Source organism: Arachnia propionica (assembly GCF_003932785.1).
Taxonomy (GTDB): domain Bacteria; phylum Actinomycetota; class Actinomycetes; order Propionibacteriales; family Propionibacteriaceae; genus Arachnia; species Arachnia propionica_B.
This window is the reverse complement of record NZ_RQYT01000056.1, coordinates 1-15,754: the sequence shown is the minus strand read 5'-3', so window position 1 is coordinate 15,754 and position 15,754 is coordinate 1. Positions and strand designations below refer to the sequence as shown.

The 15,754-nt window shown below is 68.6% G+C and carries 12 protein-coding genes; 6 read left to right on the top strand and 6 right to left on the bottom strand.

Going from position 1 to position 15,754, the window contains the following annotated elements; all coding sequences use genetic code 11:
* The 4 genes from EII35_RS14480 to EII35_RS14465 form a co-directional block, all read right to left on the bottom strand.
* Window positions 1-848, bottom strand: an 848-nt coding sequence (locus EII35_RS14480; protein WP_221739775.1) for a hypothetical protein, incomplete at its 3' end; no start/stop codon positions are given.
* A 209-nt stretch (window positions 849-1,057) separates the two neighbouring features.
* Window positions 1,058-5,314 (bottom strand): FtsK/SpoIIIE domain-containing protein, encoded by a 4,257-nt coding sequence (locus EII35_RS14475; RefSeq protein WP_125229174.1) that lies wholly within the window; start codon window positions 5,312-5,314, stop codon window positions 1,058-1,060.
* Between the two features lie 3 nt (window positions 5,315-5,317).
* The gene (locus EII35_RS14470) at window positions 5,318-6,628 is read right to left on the bottom strand and encodes an ABC transporter substrate-binding protein (RefSeq protein ID WP_125229173.1); all 1,311 of its coding nucleotides are present in this window, start codon (window positions 6,626-6,628) and stop codon (window positions 5,318-5,320) included.
* A 9-nt stretch (window positions 6,629-6,637) separates the two neighbouring features.
* A complete protein-coding gene (locus EII35_RS14465; RefSeq protein WP_125229172.1) occupies window positions 6,638-9,457 on the bottom strand; it encodes a hypothetical protein in 2,820 nt (939 codons plus the stop codon).
* A gap of 195 nt (window positions 9,458-9,652) precedes the next feature.
* Here EII35_RS14465 and EII35_RS14460 point away from each other — a divergent pair, with 195 nt between their 5' ends.
* Both EII35_RS14460 and EII35_RS14455 read left to right on the top strand, forming a co-directional pair.
* Complete coding sequence (locus EII35_RS14460; RefSeq protein WP_185744368.1) at window positions 9,653-11,581, top strand: serine/threonine-protein kinase; 1,929 nt, start codon at window positions 9,653-9,655, stop codon at window positions 11,579-11,581.
* 136 nt (window positions 11,582-11,717) lie between these two features.
* Window positions 11,718-11,999, top strand: a complete 282-nt coding sequence (locus EII35_RS14455; RefSeq protein WP_125229170.1) for a WXG100 family type VII secretion target — start codon at window positions 11,718-11,720, stop codon at window positions 11,997-11,999.
* A gap of 78 nt (window positions 12,000-12,077) precedes the next feature.
* On the opposite strand, the gene EII35_RS14450 is transcribed toward EII35_RS14455, so the two are convergent.
* Both EII35_RS14450 and EII35_RS14445 read right to left on the bottom strand, forming a co-directional pair.
* Window positions 12,078-13,058, bottom strand: a complete 981-nt coding sequence (locus tag EII35_RS14450; RefSeq protein ID WP_125229169.1) for a CobW family GTP-binding protein — start codon at window positions 13,056-13,058, stop codon at window positions 12,078-12,080.
* A complete protein-coding gene (locus EII35_RS14445; protein ID WP_125229175.1) occupies window positions 13,055-13,303 on the bottom strand; it encodes a type B 50S ribosomal protein L31 in 249 nt (82 codons plus the stop codon). The genes EII35_RS14450 and EII35_RS14445 overlap by 4 nt, the downstream gene beginning before the upstream one ends.
* 83 nt (window positions 13,304-13,386) lie before the next feature.
* Between EII35_RS14445 and rpmB the strand changes: the two genes are divergently transcribed.
* From rpmB to EII35_RS14425, 4 genes are all read left to right on the top strand, one after another.
* The gene (gene rpmB / locus EII35_RS14440) at window positions 13,387-13,623 is read left to right on the top strand and encodes a 50S ribosomal protein L28 (protein WP_125229168.1); all 237 of its coding nucleotides are present in this window, start codon (window positions 13,387-13,389) and stop codon (window positions 13,621-13,623) included.
* A 1-nt stretch (window position 13,624) separates the two neighbouring features.
* Window positions 13,625-13,792 (top strand): 50S ribosomal protein L33, encoded by a 168-nt coding sequence (rpmG, locus tag EII35_RS14435; protein WP_125229167.1) that lies wholly within the window; start codon window positions 13,625-13,627, stop codon window positions 13,790-13,792.
* Window positions 13,792-14,097: a 30S ribosomal protein S14 gene (gene rpsN, locus EII35_RS14430; protein ID WP_125229166.1), complete on the top strand. Its 306-nt coding sequence runs from the start codon at window positions 13,792-13,794 to the stop codon at window positions 14,095-14,097. The genes rpmG and rpsN overlap by 1 nt, the downstream gene beginning before the upstream one ends.
* 354 nt (window positions 14,098-14,451) lie before the next feature.
* Window positions 14,452-15,754, top strand: a 1,303-nt coding sequence (locus EII35_RS14425) for an Ig-like domain-containing protein (RefSeq protein WP_148098952.1), incomplete at its 3' end; no start/stop codon positions are given.

Here is a 15,754-nt window from a genome sequence, read left to right as displayed (position 1 = left end):
GCATACCCCGTCGTCGGAGGAGCACCAAACATCTGTGGCGGATCAATCTCCAAATCCTTCCGCTCGGCATTCACTCCCGCTGTTTCCAGCGCAGCAGTCACCGTGGCATTCGCCACCGTCACCACACCATCACCACCAGCAGCCTCAAAAGCATCAGCCACCGTATTCGCCCACTTCACATCATTGTCGTTCGCGGTGATGTACTTGTCGAAACCCGTGAAGACCCCTGACGCCGACAGGGAGCCCCAGTGGCAACTGCCCTCGAAGTTTGAGTACGCCGTGGAAGCGGTCGTCGCTTTCGGGCGCAACTCGTTGTTCCCGCCCGAGGAGTTCGTGGCGAAGCTGCGCAGGTTGGCCGGGCGTGCCGAGGAGGTTCCGGTGTAGCCGGACCCGGTGATGGCCTGCCGCTCCGGAGGCGACACGGCAGTCACCGAGAACGTGGGTTCCGGGTTCGGAGGCCCCACCGGCGGCGCCTCGCCTCCGGTGAACCAATCCGCCACGTGATCCCAGAAACCGCGTTCATCCTGACGCTGCTTCCATGCCCGCGCCGTCTCCCGACGCTCCTGCTCCGCCTTCGCCGCGGCCTTCAGGTCCTGTACGGCCTTCACGACCTCGCGCAGCCGCGTGACCACGAGGGAGGCGTCGGAGACCTGAATTTCGCCGTTCCTCTTGAAAATATCGGCGTAATATCCCTTGAAATCGGTGAGTGCATCGTTGAGCCAGGAGGATCGTGAGCTGGTCTGTCCCTCGATGGTATCCGCCGCATCATTGCATGCGTTGATCAAGGCATCCGCATGCTCGTGATTGAATTTCACATCTTCGGTTATTCCCTGCATCACATCGCTCACGCTGCACACTCCATTGTCGTCGGTCCAAGGGATTCGGCGCCCCCATGCTAACACCGGGCGGTGTCACCCCGTGCGGCTCTCAAACTGTCATATCTGACATGACTAGGTGTTATGCTGCTATGTCGGACTTTGGGCTGACGCAACTCGCCCTCATCCTGATGGGCGGTCGCGAAAGCAGCACGGCGATTCGTGCAGGTGGGGGAGGGGGCTCACGAGCTCGGCTGGATCGCCTGGATGAGTTCCACCGTGCCGCCGGAGCAGGCGTAACCGCGTCCGGTGCTGATGCGCACCGGAGCCCGACGCGGCAGCTGCGCTCCCAGCAGTTCACCGTCGAAGTCGACGTTCGGCTGGAGCAGGATGCCGCACCGGGACTTCCGCATGGTCTTCGTCCAGTGGTTGTACAGGGAACGGAGCTCGTCGGAACGCCCCGACGCCACGATGTGCAGGTTCGGGGGTGAGCCCTCCACCAGCGACCCCAGGGTCTTGTCGGTGTCAGCGAAGCGCTCCGCGTCGTCGACCAGCAGCAGCACCGGCCCACGCTCCAACCGGATCGCCGCGATGACGGGGGCCACGGCGTCCGGGGAATCCGCCACCAGGTCCAGGCCCGCGGAGGTGAGAGGGGACCGACGCGTGCACAGCCCGAACACCTTCAGTTCCGGCGAGGCGGCACGGGCCCCCTCGGCGATCGCCAGCAGTACCGACGACTTCCCGGAACGGGCCGGACCCGCGACGATCGCGTGCTCCCCCTCGAACAGCTCCAGGCAGTGCGGTTGCAGATCCGACTCCCGGATGCCGACGGGCAGCTGCCAGGGCTCGCCCGCGATGACCGCCGTCGTCTTCAGCTCCTTCGGGGTGACGGACTCGGGCAGCTTGCCCACCACCGACTGCTTCGCCTGTGGGTCCGGGTACCGCGCCGCCACCTGCGCGACGGCCTCCGGCAACGGAGTCGCCGGCGTCGCGACGTGGGTCTGCAGCTTCGTCTCGGTCAGCACCGCCCGGCCCGGTCCCCCCAGCGGGGCGTCCTCGCGACGGAGACCGGAGTTCGCGTAGTCGTACTGGTCTGCCAGCTTGAACAGCCACTTCTGGGTGGTGACCTCGTCCATCGCCGGCGGGATCGTCTTCGCCCGGGTGGTGGCGACGACGATGTGGATGCCGACGTCGACACCGTCGGCATAGGCCCGGTAGAGCCCCTCCAGGAGGGGCTGCCCGGTGTAGTCCTGGTACTCCTCCCGCAGCGTCGCCATGCCGTCGATGAGAACCAGCAACTTGCGGTGTGGCGTGCTGCTCGAACTGCGCCGGTCGAACTCCTCACGGATGTACTTGAGCAGCCGGGTCTGTTCCTCGCGGGCGCCGGACCCGGGGCCGACGTAGGCGATGGTGTGGGGCAGACCCCTCAGCGGCTCCAGATCCCGGTTGGAGACGTCGAAGAGCACGAGATCGAGTTCGTTCGGGGTGAAGTGGGCACACATGGTGAGCGCGATGCTGGCGAGCGTCGTCGTGGTGCCCGAGCCGGGAATACCGACGCAGATGAGGTTGCCCCGCTCGAAGTCCCAACCGGCGGGGATCTGCCGCTGATTCCGGGGATCATCGGAGACGGCGAACCACACGTGCTGCCCCTCGACGCCACCGACGACCGGCATCTCGTCGTGCTCCGGCTCGCCGAAGCCGAGCAACTGGACCCGCTCGCCCAGCGCCTCCGGCCACACCTTCCGGGGTTTGGCGAAGCCCCGCTGGGCGTTCGCCGCCACGACGGCGTCGATCAGCTCGTCCATGTCGGTCTCGTCCGACGTTGACTTCGAGGGCCGGCGGGCCGGTGGCGGTGGCGGGCCGAAGACCACCTCCGACAGCTCCAGGTCGACGGCTTCCTCCTCCTCGATGCGCCCCGTCACGAGGGCGGTCTGCACCGGGGTGATGTCCTCCTCGCCGAGCTTGACGTAGGCGCGGCCACGCTGCTCCCGGCCGATCGCGGAGGCATGCGGGACGCCGATGACGTTCGAGGAGTCCTCCCGGCTCTGCACCCTCAGCGCCACCCGGAGGTTCGTGTTCGCGAGGATGTCGTTGTTGACCACACCGGTGGGACGCTGGGTGGCGAGGATCATGTGGACCCCGAGCGTACGACCCACGGCCGCCACGCTCACCAGCGCACTCAGCACATCCGGGTAGTCCTTCGCCAGCATCGCGAACTCGTCGACGACCAGCAGCAGTCTCGGCATCGGCTCGCTCGGGTTCGTGGCCCAGTAGGCGTCCAGGTTGTCCACGCCCTCGCCGGCGGCCGCGAACTTCTCCATGCGGTAGCGCATCTCCGCCTCCAGGGCGAGCAGGGCCCGCTCGGCCAGCTGCGCGTCGAGGTTGCTGATCGTGCCGATGGTGTGGGGCAGCTGCTCCAGGGCCTTGAACGCGGCGCCGCCCTTGAAGTCGATGAGGATGAAGGTGAGCCGGGTCGGGTCGTGGCGTGCCGCGAGGCCGCTGACCAGCGACCGCAGGAACTCCGACTTGCCGGAGCCGGTCGTCCCACCGACGAGCCCATGCGGCCCGTCGCGGACGAGATCGAGCTCGAAGGCGCCCTTCTCGCCGACCCCGACCGGGGTGGAGAAGTCCCGCGACCGGCTCCAGAACCCCAGGATGTCCTCCGCGGTCAGGCGATGCACCCCGAGCAGGGGGTTGAGACGCGTCATGCGCGGGATGGCCGCGCCGGGGGTGAACAGTTCCGGATCCTCGAAACGGGCGAGACTCATCGCCACCTCGCGGGCCCCGTCAAGGCTCATTCCACTGCCGATGACCTCCTCGATCTCCACTCGACGCTCCGGGTAGGTGATGGAGCACTCGGCGTCGTCGCCGACGGTGATGATCGACGTGCACATCGCGGGCAGCTGCTCCACGGTGGGGGCGATGACGATCCCGGAGATCTCCAGCAGCGCCCGTTCGCTGCTGCTGGGACGCTGGTCCCGGCCCTGACCGAGCAACTGACGGGCTGTCGACTCGCGGCCCTCCGTCAGCACGTCCGAGTCCAGCAGGAGCAGCATCGCGGGGGTGGTGAACCCTTGGGCCGAGTCCCGGAGCGTGCGCAGCAGTGCGTCGCTGCGGGCGCGCTCGTGGCTGAGCCAGCGATCCCCGTTCGAGGACTGGAGCATCCGGGTGTGCGGCAGCCACTTGGCCCACTCCCACTCCTGCTCCCGGCCGGGGTCGACGAACACGCCGACCGTCAGGTCCGCCGGGCCACAGTGCACCACCGCCTGGGTGAGCAGGGAGCGGGCGAAGGCCAGCGCGGTGCCGCGTTTCCCGACGATCCCGACCACGCCCGCGTTGGAGAGGTCGGCGACGACCGGGGCGGCCGGGATGACGGCGTCCGCGATGAGCTGCTTCACCTCGTCGTCGCGGTTCGAGGATGAACGGTTCGCCAGCGGGGGAGTCCACGGGACGTTCCCCAGCCCGACGTGCAGCGACAGGAAACCGGACGTGCCGTGACGGCGCTCCCACAGCCGCGTCGTCGGCAACGTCGCCCGCAGCCGCACCGTGGCGACGTCCGGTACCTGATCCTGCATCCGGACCCGTTCCTCCAACGCTGCCTCACGGATCTCCGAGCGCAGCGTGTCGAGCTCCTCCTCGAACTTGGTGTCCGCCTCACGACGTTCCCGCTTGCCGCGGGCACGCTGATCGAAGAACGAGCCGAGGGCCATGAGCGGCGACAGGCCGCCGATGAGGGCATAGCGCCAACTCCCCATCACGCTCACCATCACCACGGCCATGAGAATGGGGGAGAGCACCATGATGATCGGGAACCGGCTCTGGATGTTGACCTCCTTGCGCTTCGGGACATCCAGTTCCTCCGGCTCCGGGTAGTTGCCGGGACGGGGCGGCCGGTTGAAGGGGGCGGTGCCGACGGGGGTCACGTTCGGCAGGGCGCCCGGCCTCGGGGCGAGGGTCTCCTCGAAGCCGGAACTGACGGTCAGGGCATTGCCCCCGGCCACGATGACCGCGCCGTCGCCGGCCTCCAACGGATCGTCTCCCTCCACGAGGACGCCGTCGACGAGGGTGCCGTTGGTGGACTCGGTGTCCGTGACCTTCACCACGTCATCGCTGACCTCGAGCGAGGCGTGCCCCCACGAGACGCTGCCGGACTCCAGCGGGACGTCGGCCTTGGGGGAGCGGCCGATGACCGTGGCTCGCCCTGTCGCCAGGGGCGTCACCTCCCCGGCGGTGAGGGTGCCGCCCAGCCGCAGGTGCCAGCCCCTGGGCGGTTCGGGCACCGGATGCGGCTGGCGGGAGATCGTCGCGGCCTCCAGCAGCTGCACCTCATCCAGCGGGGTGCTCGCCGGGAACCCCTTGTCGTCGACGTGGATGATCTCCTCGTCGGGCACACCGGCCCCGGTCACGCGTTCGACGAGGGCGCCCAATGTCGTGGTGCCCGTGACGGTGAGCAGTTCCTGCTCGTGGACGACACCGTCCCACTCAATCGCCACCCGCATCGCTCAGGAGGTCCTCGTCGACTCGAACCAGCGCAGCACCGGCACCTCGCCGGGCCGCTCCACCGCGCGGTCCGTGGTACCCACGAGCGGGACCGGGCCGCCGTCGGTGAGCGCCGTCGATCGGGAGAGGTCCAGCGTCGGACCCACCAGTCCGTGCTCGTGGGTCAGCACCATCCCGGGCAGTGTGGCCAGGACCCGCTTGGCATCCGTGCTCCTGGCCCGGGCCGCAGCGGTCACGAGGACGACGGCGGCGTCGTGGCTGGCGGCATCGGCGGCATGGGCCACATCGGCGAAGGGGGCCGACTCGAAGTAGCGCGTGATCTCGGGGTTGCGGGCCGTGGCCTGGACGGCGCTGAGGAACGCCGTGACGGAGCGGCCGGTGGCATCCTGCCGGGATGCGGCCGGGTCATCCGTGGCGAGCCCGACGCTCCAGTAGGTGCCGCTCAGACTGCCCGTGGCCGCCAGGAGAGTCGCGGAGAAGGCCGGGCTGGTGGCGGAGTTCGTGAGCACGATCGGAAGCCCGAGACCCGCGCTGCGCACGATGGCGGTGGCGGTGGCGGAGCTGGCCCCGTCGCCGAGGATCACGACGGTGTCCGCCCCCTCGGCCGCCGCTTCCGTCAGCCCCTTGAGGAACTCGGCCTCGTCGTGGGCGCCCGGATCGAACTGGATCTCCGCCTGGGCCTCGAAACCCAGGGGTTTGACGGCACCCGGCGCGGTCACCTGGATGACGTGGCTGCCACCCTGCGCCTTCAGGGTCTCGAGGAAGGCGGTGTCATGCGTGGAGCGCAGCAGCCCGGTCGACCAGGCACCGTCGTTGAGGTACCTGTCCTCGGTGAGGTAGGGGAGGAGGACGGCGACACCCTGGTTCCGCGCCTCCGTCACCGCGTCCACCACGTGCGTGCCCGCCGTGGCCAGGATGATGCCGGCGACCCCCTGGGACACGAGTTCCCGCACCGCGTCGACGCTGCCCGCCGCCGTGCCGCGATCGTCGGCCACGACGACGGCGACGTCGTGCCCGCCCAGCCGGAACCGCTCGGCGGCGACCTGGGCACCCTCGCCCGCCAGCGCCCAGTCGGCGCCCTCACCCGGGGTCGCGCCCAAGGTGACGATCACGCCGATCCTGAGCGGCCCGGGGAGGCCGTCGGCCTTGAGGGCGACCGCCTGTGGCGAGGCCGCCACCGGGGTGAAGGTGGGCACCTGCTCCGGTTTTCCTCCGGTGCAGGCCACGCAGATCAGGGTGGCGAGCAGGGCGGCGCACAGACGCATGAGCGTGATTCCCCGCCTGGTGCCTTCGTCGTTGAGCAACGCGTCCACGGAGCCTTCCTAGCTCTGGCCTGAACCGATGTGAATGGTGTAGACGGTGGTGGTCCGTGCCTCGGGGGTGCTCCGCAGCTGGAACAGGTCCAGGTCGTGGGAGGCCTCCAGGGATTGCAGGAACACCGCACGGCGTTTCTCGAGACCGCCCACGTCCTCGCTGCGGACGTTCGAGAAGGAGGTCGTCGCCGATGTGGCGAGCGCCACCTGCTCGTCCGTCGTGGCGGCCGTGGCCGTCGACGTCGCCATCGTGCCGAGCAACCCGCCGCCGTCGACGGTGGGATCACCGAGGTCGGCCAGGGCGTTCTGGAGGTCGAGCACCAACTGGGCCCTCGTCCCGTCGATGTCCTGGGCGGAGTTGCCCAGGTTCTCGGCCAGGACCTGCCCGCCGGCGCTGAGCTGGCCGGAGATGAACTCCGACGCGGCGTCGCTGGTGTCACGCAACGCCTGGGCGCGCTCCTCGATGGTCTTCTGGCCGCCCGCGGACAGGTCCCGGGACACGTCGCGGAGCTGGTCCGCGGAGGTCGTCGCCGACCTGTCCCACGACGCGGCCGCCCGTTCACCGTCGACCCTGATCTGCCGGATCGCCGGGTCGAAGGCCTCCGACACCTCCGCATCGACGTTGCCGATCACCTGGTCGAACGTCTTCTTCAGGTCCTCGCGGGCCTGCTTCTGGGATGTGACGAGCTGCTGGAGGTTCTCACCCAGCTCGGTGTTCGTCGTCTCCAGGCCCTGGATGGCCTCCGAGAGTGACTTCCGCGCTGCCTCGGCGGATTCGTCGTTGTCACCGTCCAGCTGCTCGAGGTTCGTCAGTTCCGTGGAGACCTTCTGCTCGGCGGTGCGCAGCGCGGCCACCAGGGCCGGGCCGGAGGACTCCTTCTCAGGGTCCGTCTCGGAGGAGACGGTGTCCCAGGCGTCCTGCTGGTTCCCCCAGCGTTCCTGGAGGGACGACTCGGGGACGTCGGAGGGGATCGTGAGTTCCGTCCCATCGGCCAGGACGCACGGCTTGTCCGTCAGTGACCCGTAGACCCGGGCCAGGCCGGGATCCGGCTCCTCGGCCTTCTGGATCAGCTGGCACAACTCCTCGGCCGCCTCGCGGTTCTGTTCGACGGCCTTGCTGGTGCTCGCCTTCTGGGAGTTCGCGAACTCGTGCTGTTTCTTCATCCAGCCCTCCAGGGAGGTGAGCGAGGTGGAGAAGTCCTTCAATGAGGAGCGGATGGCCTCGAGGTCCGGCTGGGTGATCCCGTCATCCAGCGCCTCGAAGCGTTCCTTGACCACCGTGAGGGTCCGGCCGAGTTCCTCGTGCTTGGCCAGGGTCTCGTCGAAGCTCTCGGGCTTCAGGGTCAGCAGCAGGGCGTCGCGGTCCTCGCCGAACTGCTGGGAGATGCTCTCCTTGGCGCTGTTCCGGGCATCCCACAGGGCGCAGGTCACCGGAACCTGCTGCTGCTTGTCCGTCGCCTCCCCGGGGGCAACCACGGTGCCGTCGTCGACCCTGCCCCTGAGTTCACCGTCGTCGGTCGCGGCGGGGGGCGCCGGGCAGGCTCCCTCCTGGCTCGGGTCCTCGGGGCCCAGCGAGGCGAGGATGGAGTCACGCACGACGACGCGGCAGCTCTCGGAGGCGTTGGCGAACTGGTCGAGCTGGATGGAGACCTGGGCGATCAGCCCGGAGACGCTGCCGTCCCCGGACAGCCGGGGAACCTCGGCGGAACAGCCGCCACCGGGCAGCGGCTGGGGGGTCTCGGCCTGGATCCGGGCCGGGTCCCCGAGCAGCCCCTGCATGGAGGCGACCCCCTGCTGCAGGGTGCTCAGCATGGCGGACTGGGTCGCGCCCAGCTGCTGGTCGAGGCTGCTCTGGAGGCCCTGCAGCTGCGACACGAGCGACTGGGTGGACGTCTCGACCTGCTGGTTCGACTGCTTGAGGCCGGCCACGGCTTCGGCACCGAAGGTCTCCGTGGAGGTGGCGAGGACCTTGCGGAGCTCGGTGATGGACTCGCCGACGTCGTCGAGGACCAGCTGCACGTCGCCGGCCAGGGTGACGGTGCGCTTCAGGAGCTCTGTCTCCGACTCCGTGGCGCTGTTCATGAAGGAGGCGCGGGGATCGCTGACCACGCCGGGGTGCACACTGAGGTCGAAGTCCGGGACCTGCATGTTCTTCGCGTCGACCACGAGCCGCAGCGTGGCGGAGTCCGCCGTCGCGGGCGGGGTGAGGAGCTTGGCCCACTGCACCGAGGTGGCGCCGTCCGGCAGCTGGGCCAGCACCCCGTTGGTGTGCCCCTGCTCCTCCTCACCGTCGAGGACGACGGCCGACGGGACGGTGCCCCGCAGGGTGGTGGCGGCGAAGACGGTCATCGGCACACCGACCAGCGCCGGTTCCTGAACGCTGCGGCCCCCGGCGTCGTAGTCGACGGTGGTGGGCTTCATGGTGAGGTTCTGGACCTTCAGCTCGATGACGACCCGGCCCGTGTACCCGGCGAGGTCGGCGAGGTTGGTTCCCTGGGAGGTGTCGGTGCGGTAGCTGGTGGTCAGCCTCACCGGGAGGGCGTCGACGACCTCGGCGGGGCTGTACTCGTTCCAGACCTCCGAGGACTTCATCTTCTCGGCGTTCTCCGCGACGGCGTCGGAGATGACGGTGCGGATGGTGCCGTCGTGCCCCACCTGGAGGCTCACGGTCTGGAGGACGTTCGTCGCATCGAGGGGGACCTCGGACAGCGGGATCGGAACGGTTGGCTCGTCCCCCACTCCACCGAGGGCGAGGGCGCCGACGGTCAACGCGACGAGGACCCCCCGGGCCAGCCAACGTCGGGTTCGTGGACGGGAAGAAGCATGCACTCCTGGCCTCCTTCGAGTGATTGCCAACGTTGCTACAGTAACCCGCGGGGAGGGCAACGAGAAGCCGGGCCCGGCCATGGCCTTGTCCGGCCGAGACGAACTGATTCCGGCCTCCTCACTCTCCTCACTGCCGACGCCTCCGGCGACCGTGTCCACGGTGCGGCCGTCAGGATCCCACCTCAGGAAGGATCACCCTTGGACCCGGAAACTCCGCTGGGAGCCAATCATCGGCTGCTCGCATCGGTGGGTGCGGGGGCATCCGGTGAGGTCTGGCGTGGCCGGGACATCCGCAGCGACGAGGTGGTGGCGGCGAAGGTCCTGCACCCGCACCATGCCCGGGACCACGAGGTCGTGGCCCGTTTCGTCGCCGAACGCTCCCTGCTGACGGGGCTGGACCACCCGTCCGTCGTGCACGTCCGCGACCTGATCGTCGACGATGGGCGGCTGGCCATCGTCATGGACTACCTGCCCTCCTCCGCGAGACAGGTGCTGGACGAGCTCGGCACCGTCCCGCCCGCGGCGGCGGTCGGCATCATGAGACGCGTCATGGAGGCACTGGCCTACGCCCACGGGAAGCGGATCATCCACCGTGACGTCAAACCGGACAACATCCTGCTGTCCGAGGCCTGGGGCGACCTGGAGCCGACGGACGTCCAGCTCACCGACTTCGGGATCGCGCGGATCGTCGGTGACGGCGACGCGTCGACCTCGGGGATCGGCACCCCGGCCTACATGGCGCCGGAACTCATCGAGACGGGGCAGGCGGGGGAGGCCAGCGACGTCTACAGCGCGGGTATCACCCTCTACGAACTCCTCGCGGGACGAACCCCGTTCGGCAACGCCGGGACGGCGATGACCATCGGCCTTCGTCACCTGCGGGAGCGGCCGTTGCCGTTGGACGTGCCCGAGCCCCTGACCGAGGTGTTGGACCTCATGCTCGCCAAGGACCCCGAGGAGCGCCCGTCCGCGGCGGAGCTGGCCGAGAAGCTGGCGGAGATCCTGCCGGACTGCAAGGACGTCCCGGCCCTCGAACCCCTGCCGGACAGCGAACTGCACCAGGGGACCATCCTCAAGGGCGTGACCCCCAGACCACGGGTGGGTGACGCCGCCCCGTCATCGCCGTCGTCCGCGCCGAGCCTCGGGCACTCCGCCAGCGACACCGTGCTGAAGCCCCTCCAGGAGCTGCCCTCCGCCAAACCGGTCGTCACCCCGTCGGAGCCGCCCCCGCGGCTCAGCAGGCGAAAACTGATCGCCCTCATTGCGGCGATCGTCCTCGTCGTCGGAGGGGCGGCCGCGCTCATCATCCCGCGCGTGGTCAGCTCCCAGGCGGGCAAGAAGAAGACCGAGGTCAGTGCCGCACCCAGTGCCACCCAGGCGGACCAGCCCCTCCCCACCGGGTTGACGGTGTCGCGTTCCGCCACCTACGACGCCTCCCGGGAGCAGATCACCCTGGAGATCCGCTACGCGGCCCAGAACGCCCCGCTGACGGGGCCCTTCCTCGAGGTGGTCCCGGCGCTGGGCGACGACTCCTCCTGCGCCAAGGTCACGTGGGCGGATGGCGCGGGCAGGGCCCACAGCCCGACGGAGACCGGCATCACGGCCAAGTGCGGGTGGACCCTGTCGCCCGGGACCCTGGGGGTGCAGAGCGCGGAGACGGTACGCGCCACGATCCCCGTGACGGGGGACGCGCCGTCAACCCAGGACCTCAATCAGTGGCTCTCCGCCCTGGCCGAGCGGACCCGGGCGGTCATCACGGATGGTGAACTCCAGTCCACCGCCTACCCCGTCCAGCGGATGACGGGGATCCAGCTGGTGGCTCCGCCGCGGGTCGTGAGCCAGGTGCCGTTGGAACTCACCCTGCTGCCGGTGTGGCCCTCGGGGCCGGATGAGCTGAACCCGCTGCTCCACTCCCCGGCGGTGGGGAGGCCGACGCGGATGCTCACCTCGATCGCCGGCGAGGACGGGGTGCGGTTCGCCGACGGGTGCGGTGGTGCGCTGCGGGTCTCGCCGGACGGGCTCACCGTCTCCACGGTCTCGATCGCCCCCTCCTGCCGGGTGAACGCCCAGGTCGGCAACTTCTCGTTCGTCTCGAGCAACGAGTTCGTCATCACGGCCCGGAGTTGAGCGCTGACCAGCCCCGATGGGGGTTTCTCCACGTTGCTGCGGAGGATGACCTCCCCGGTTGCTAACGTAGGGGCTGTCCACATCCCGCTCCGCGTCGTGTGGAGGGGGGCATCCACAGAGACCCGATTGGAGTCGTATGTCTCGCGTTCTCTCAACTGAAGCGGCCAAGACGGCCATTCGTCAGATCCAGTCCATCATCACAGGCGGCCTCACCGACCAGATCAACTCCCTGGACTCGCAGGGCCAGATCCTCTCGGATCCCAACAACTGGGACGGCCCGCTGGCTGAGACCTTCCGGGGCAGCACGTGGCCCGAGACCAAGGCAGCCCTTGACAAGGCAGCCACGGAACTTGAGGAACTGCGTCAGCAGCTGGAGTCGATTGCCAACAACATCTTCACCGCTGGTGGAGGGGCCTGACACTCCCACGAAAGAAATCCAGGGAGGGTGCCCGGCATGCCGGGCACCCTCCCTTTCGTTCGTCCTCGTGGGCGGGGGTCAGGGGTACTCGTCCCCGTCGGCCGTGCCCAGCCACAGGTCCAGGCCGTCGTTGCCCTCCCAGTCGGTGACGTTGCCCATCTCCCAGTCGGTGAGCAGGATGTCCCGGAACGCCCGCTCGACCCGGCCACGATCGGCGGCGTCGATCCCCGTGATGACGAGTCGGGTGTGTCGAGGAGCGTCGCCCCACAGGCCGGCGTCCCCGATGCACAGCTGCCCCCCGGCCCCGTCCCACGCCACGACCATCTCGGGACGTGACGGCACCCAGGTGCGACCCCGGCTGCGGAGCCGGCCGGCCCCGATGAGTTCCACCTGCTCGTAGAGGCGGCCGGGGTGGAGCGGTCGATCGCTGGCCAGCACCAGCGTCCACACCCCGTGGCAGTCGTGGGCCGCGTGCTGGTGGGGTCCCGTCGGGTCCACCCGGGCCTGCGCCGCGGCGAAGTCGTGGGTGCGGGCCATGAGCTCCATCGCGTCGATCTCGTGGATGACCATGCGGGGACGGTCGCCGAGCAGATGGTCGAGCGCGGCCCGGGTGGTCTCGTCGGGTGTCCCGAGGGTGGCGACGACGTCGGCGAAGTCCATCTGGGCGCACACGGCCTCGCCGGCGGCCCGCTGGTCGAGCTCCGAGAGGGTGAGTCCGAGGTCCTCGAGGGTGGCGTCGACCACCTGCCACGTGACCGCCTCAGGGGCGGCGGTGAGGGGCAGGGAGACGACGATGTGGCGCCATGGCCGCTCCTGGAGGCGGATCAGCGTCGGGACGAGGTCCTCACGGGTGGCACAGGAGACGCAACCGTGGCCGAGGGTCACCGAGTCGCACTCCAGGACGCCGGCGGCGTTCCAGATGCGGCGGGTCAACTCGCCACCGGGGGCGAGGTCGTGCTGGACGACGACGGCGTCGGGCAGGTCGAGCAGCAGGGCGTTCGTGGCGGTCGCGCGTGCCACCTCGTCGAAGGCGGCCACGAGCACGATGTGTGGGATCACTTCGTCTTCCCGTAGCGCTGCTGGAACTTCTCGACGCGCCCCGTGATGCTGAGCCTGCGGGCCTTGCCCGTGTAGAACGGGTGGCTGTCCGCAGTGATCTCGACGTCGACGAGCGGGTAGGTGTTCCCGTCGCTCCACTCGATGGTCTGCTTGCTGGTCATCGTGGACCGGATGAGGTAGGTGGCCTGGGTGGAGATGTCCCGGAAGACGACGGGACGGTACTCGGGGTGGATGCCGGGCTTCATCGGGTGCCTCACTCGTTGGATTGGAACTTGGACTGCGAACCATTATCATTATCAGCCGTCCTTCACACAACCCGAGGAGTTCCATGTCTCGCCACTGCCAGGTCACCGGGGCCGTGCCCGGATTCGGGCACAACGTCCCGTGGTCCAAGAAGAAGACCCAGCGCCGCTTCAACGTCAACGTCCAGACCAAGCGGTACTGGGTGCCCTCCCTCGGGCGGACCGTGAAGCTCACCGTCTCCGCACGTGGGATCAAGGTGATCGACGCCCGGGGCATCGACGCGGTCGTCGCGGACCTCCTCGCCCAGGGAAAGAAGCTCTGACATGGCCAAGAAGAATGATCTGCGTCCCCTCATCAAGTTGCGTTCCACCGCAGGAACCGGGTACACCTACGTCACCCGGAAGAATCGCCGCAACGACCCCGACAGGATCACCCTGCGCAAGTACGATCCCGTGATCCGTCGGCACGTCGAGTTCAAGGAGGCGCGTTGATGGCCAAGCGCTCCAAGATCGTCCAGAACGAACGCCGCAGGCGCATCGTCGCCCAGCAGGCCGAGAAACGTGCCGCGCTCAAGGCGATCATTGCCGACCCGGACACCGATGCCGACGAGCGTTTTGCCGCGGTGCGCAAGTTGTCCTCGCTGAAACGGGATGGGTCGCCGGTGCGGTTGCGCAACCGCGACGCCGTCGATGGGCGCCCGCGTGGCTACCTCAGGGTTGCGGGTGTCTCCCGCGTCCGGTTCCGCGAACTGGCACATCGCGGGGAGCTGCCGGGGATCGTCAAGTCCAGTTGGTGACGAGGGCGCGGGCCCGCCACGGCGGGTCCGTTGGCTCGGCATGCCCGCCTCCGTCGTTGCTCCACTGACGTTTGGCCATAAGGACTACACCGAATTTCTGGGTGTGTTGCCTATCGGGGGGTTAGCGTTCCTCAGTAGAACACGTGTGACAACAGGGAGTCTCCTATGGCTGACAGTGCCGGTGCTCGCGCACCATTGAGCAAGCTCTTCGCTTTGCTGGCGTCAGTCTTGGTGCTGGCGGGTATGCATCCCGCCACTGCCAAGGCCGACGTCGTTGAAGGAATTGTTCCGGGCAGCGTCCGGATCGTTCCTTGGAGCAATGACCCCAACCAACCCGTCCATCTATGGGACGGTGTGAAGATTGAGGCGAAATGGGCCATCCCGGACGGCAGTGGGAAGGCCGGGGACCAGTTCAAACTCGGCCTGCCCAAGGTGCTCGCCGGATTCGACGGCTCCTTCTCGCTCGAGGGCCAGGACGGTGACGGCCTCTCCTACGGCACCTGCGAGGTGACCGCGGATGAGCTCGTGTGCACCCTCAACGAGAACGTGGTGGGCAAGAACGACGTCGGCGGCGACCTCTGGCTCGCCGCGCAGGTCGTGGACACCTTCGACGAGAACGAGGTGACCTTCGGGCTCGCCAACGGCGTCACCATCGACGTTCCCTGGCTGAACGGCCAGGACGTCGGCTACCGCCCCGCCCCCGGTGACACCCTCAAGGAAGGGTGGGTCACCGACGCCGTCGAGAACGGCGTCTTCTGGCGTGTCGCGGTGCGGGGTTCCGATCTCGTCGGCGCCACCTCGACCACCATCACCGACACCTTCGCGATGCCGGGCCTGACCTTCCAGGTCAACGACGGCTACCCGCAGTTCTACACCCTCAAGACCACCGACGAGTGCTGGAGCCTCCAGTGGAACGACGGTTGCCGTGAGGATCTCGACGGCTCCACCACCCCGTCGGTGACGTGGAACGTCGACGAGGACAAGGACGTCGTCTCGGGCACCCTCAACGCCCCCAACGGCTTCGACCCGAACCTCTGGTACGCGATGGACCTGCTGGTGCAGTCCGACACGCCGATCAAGGTCGGCGACACCTTCAACAACAAGGCCGTCGCCGCTGGCAAGGACCTGGTCGCCACCGCTGAGAAGGCCGAGGCCGGTGCGGGTACGGGCCACGGCAACATCCCGGTCGTCGTCGCGGTGCCCGTCGCCCCGACGGTCACCCCGGGTGTCTGCGCCCCCGGTGCCGACGTTCCGAGCGATCCGACCGTGACCATCCCGGAGACCGAGGGCATCGAGTACTCCGAGGCCGAGATCAAGACCGAGGGCCAGAAGGTGACCGTCGTGGTCAAGGCAGTCGCCAAGCCCGGCTACCGCATCGACGAGAACAACCTCCCCGCGGGCTGGAGCGTTGTCAACGGTGAGGTCGTGTTCACCTGGGTCGGTGAGGCCGCTCCGTGCACGAAGACCGTGGTTCCGGTCGCCCCGACGGTGACCCCCGGTGTCTGCGCCCCGGGCGCTGACGTTCCGAGCGATCCGACCGTGACCGTTCCGGAGACGGAGGGTATCGAGTACGGCCAGCCCGTGATCAAGACCGAGGGTCAGACGGTGACCGTCGTGGTGAAGGCCACGGCGAAGCCGGGGTACAAGATCGATGAGA

Excerpts from the sequence above, each read along its gene's own strand:
- EII35_RS14475 (WP_125229174.1), bottom strand. The coding sequence starts at position 5,314 with ATGCGGGTGGCGATTGAGTGGGACGGTGTCGTCCACGAGCAGGAACTG.
- EII35_RS14455 (WP_125229170.1), top strand. The coding sequence starts at position 11,718 with ATGTCTCGCGTTCTCTCAACTGAAGCGGCCAAGACGGCCATTCGTCAG.
- EII35_RS14445 (WP_125229175.1), bottom strand. The coding sequence starts at position 13,303 with ATGAAGCCCGGCATCCACCCCGAGTACCGTCCCGTCGTCTTCCGGGAC.
- rpmB (WP_125229168.1), top strand. The coding sequence starts at position 13,387 with ATGTCTCGCCACTGCCAGGTCACCGGGGCCGTGCCCGGATTCGGGCAC.
- rpmG (WP_125229167.1), top strand. The coding sequence starts at position 13,625 with ATGGCCAAGAAGAATGATCTGCGTCCCCTCATCAAGTTGCGTTCCACC.
- rpsN (WP_125229166.1), top strand. The coding sequence starts at position 13,792 with ATGGCCAAGCGCTCCAAGATCGTCCAGAACGAACGCCGCAGGCGCATC.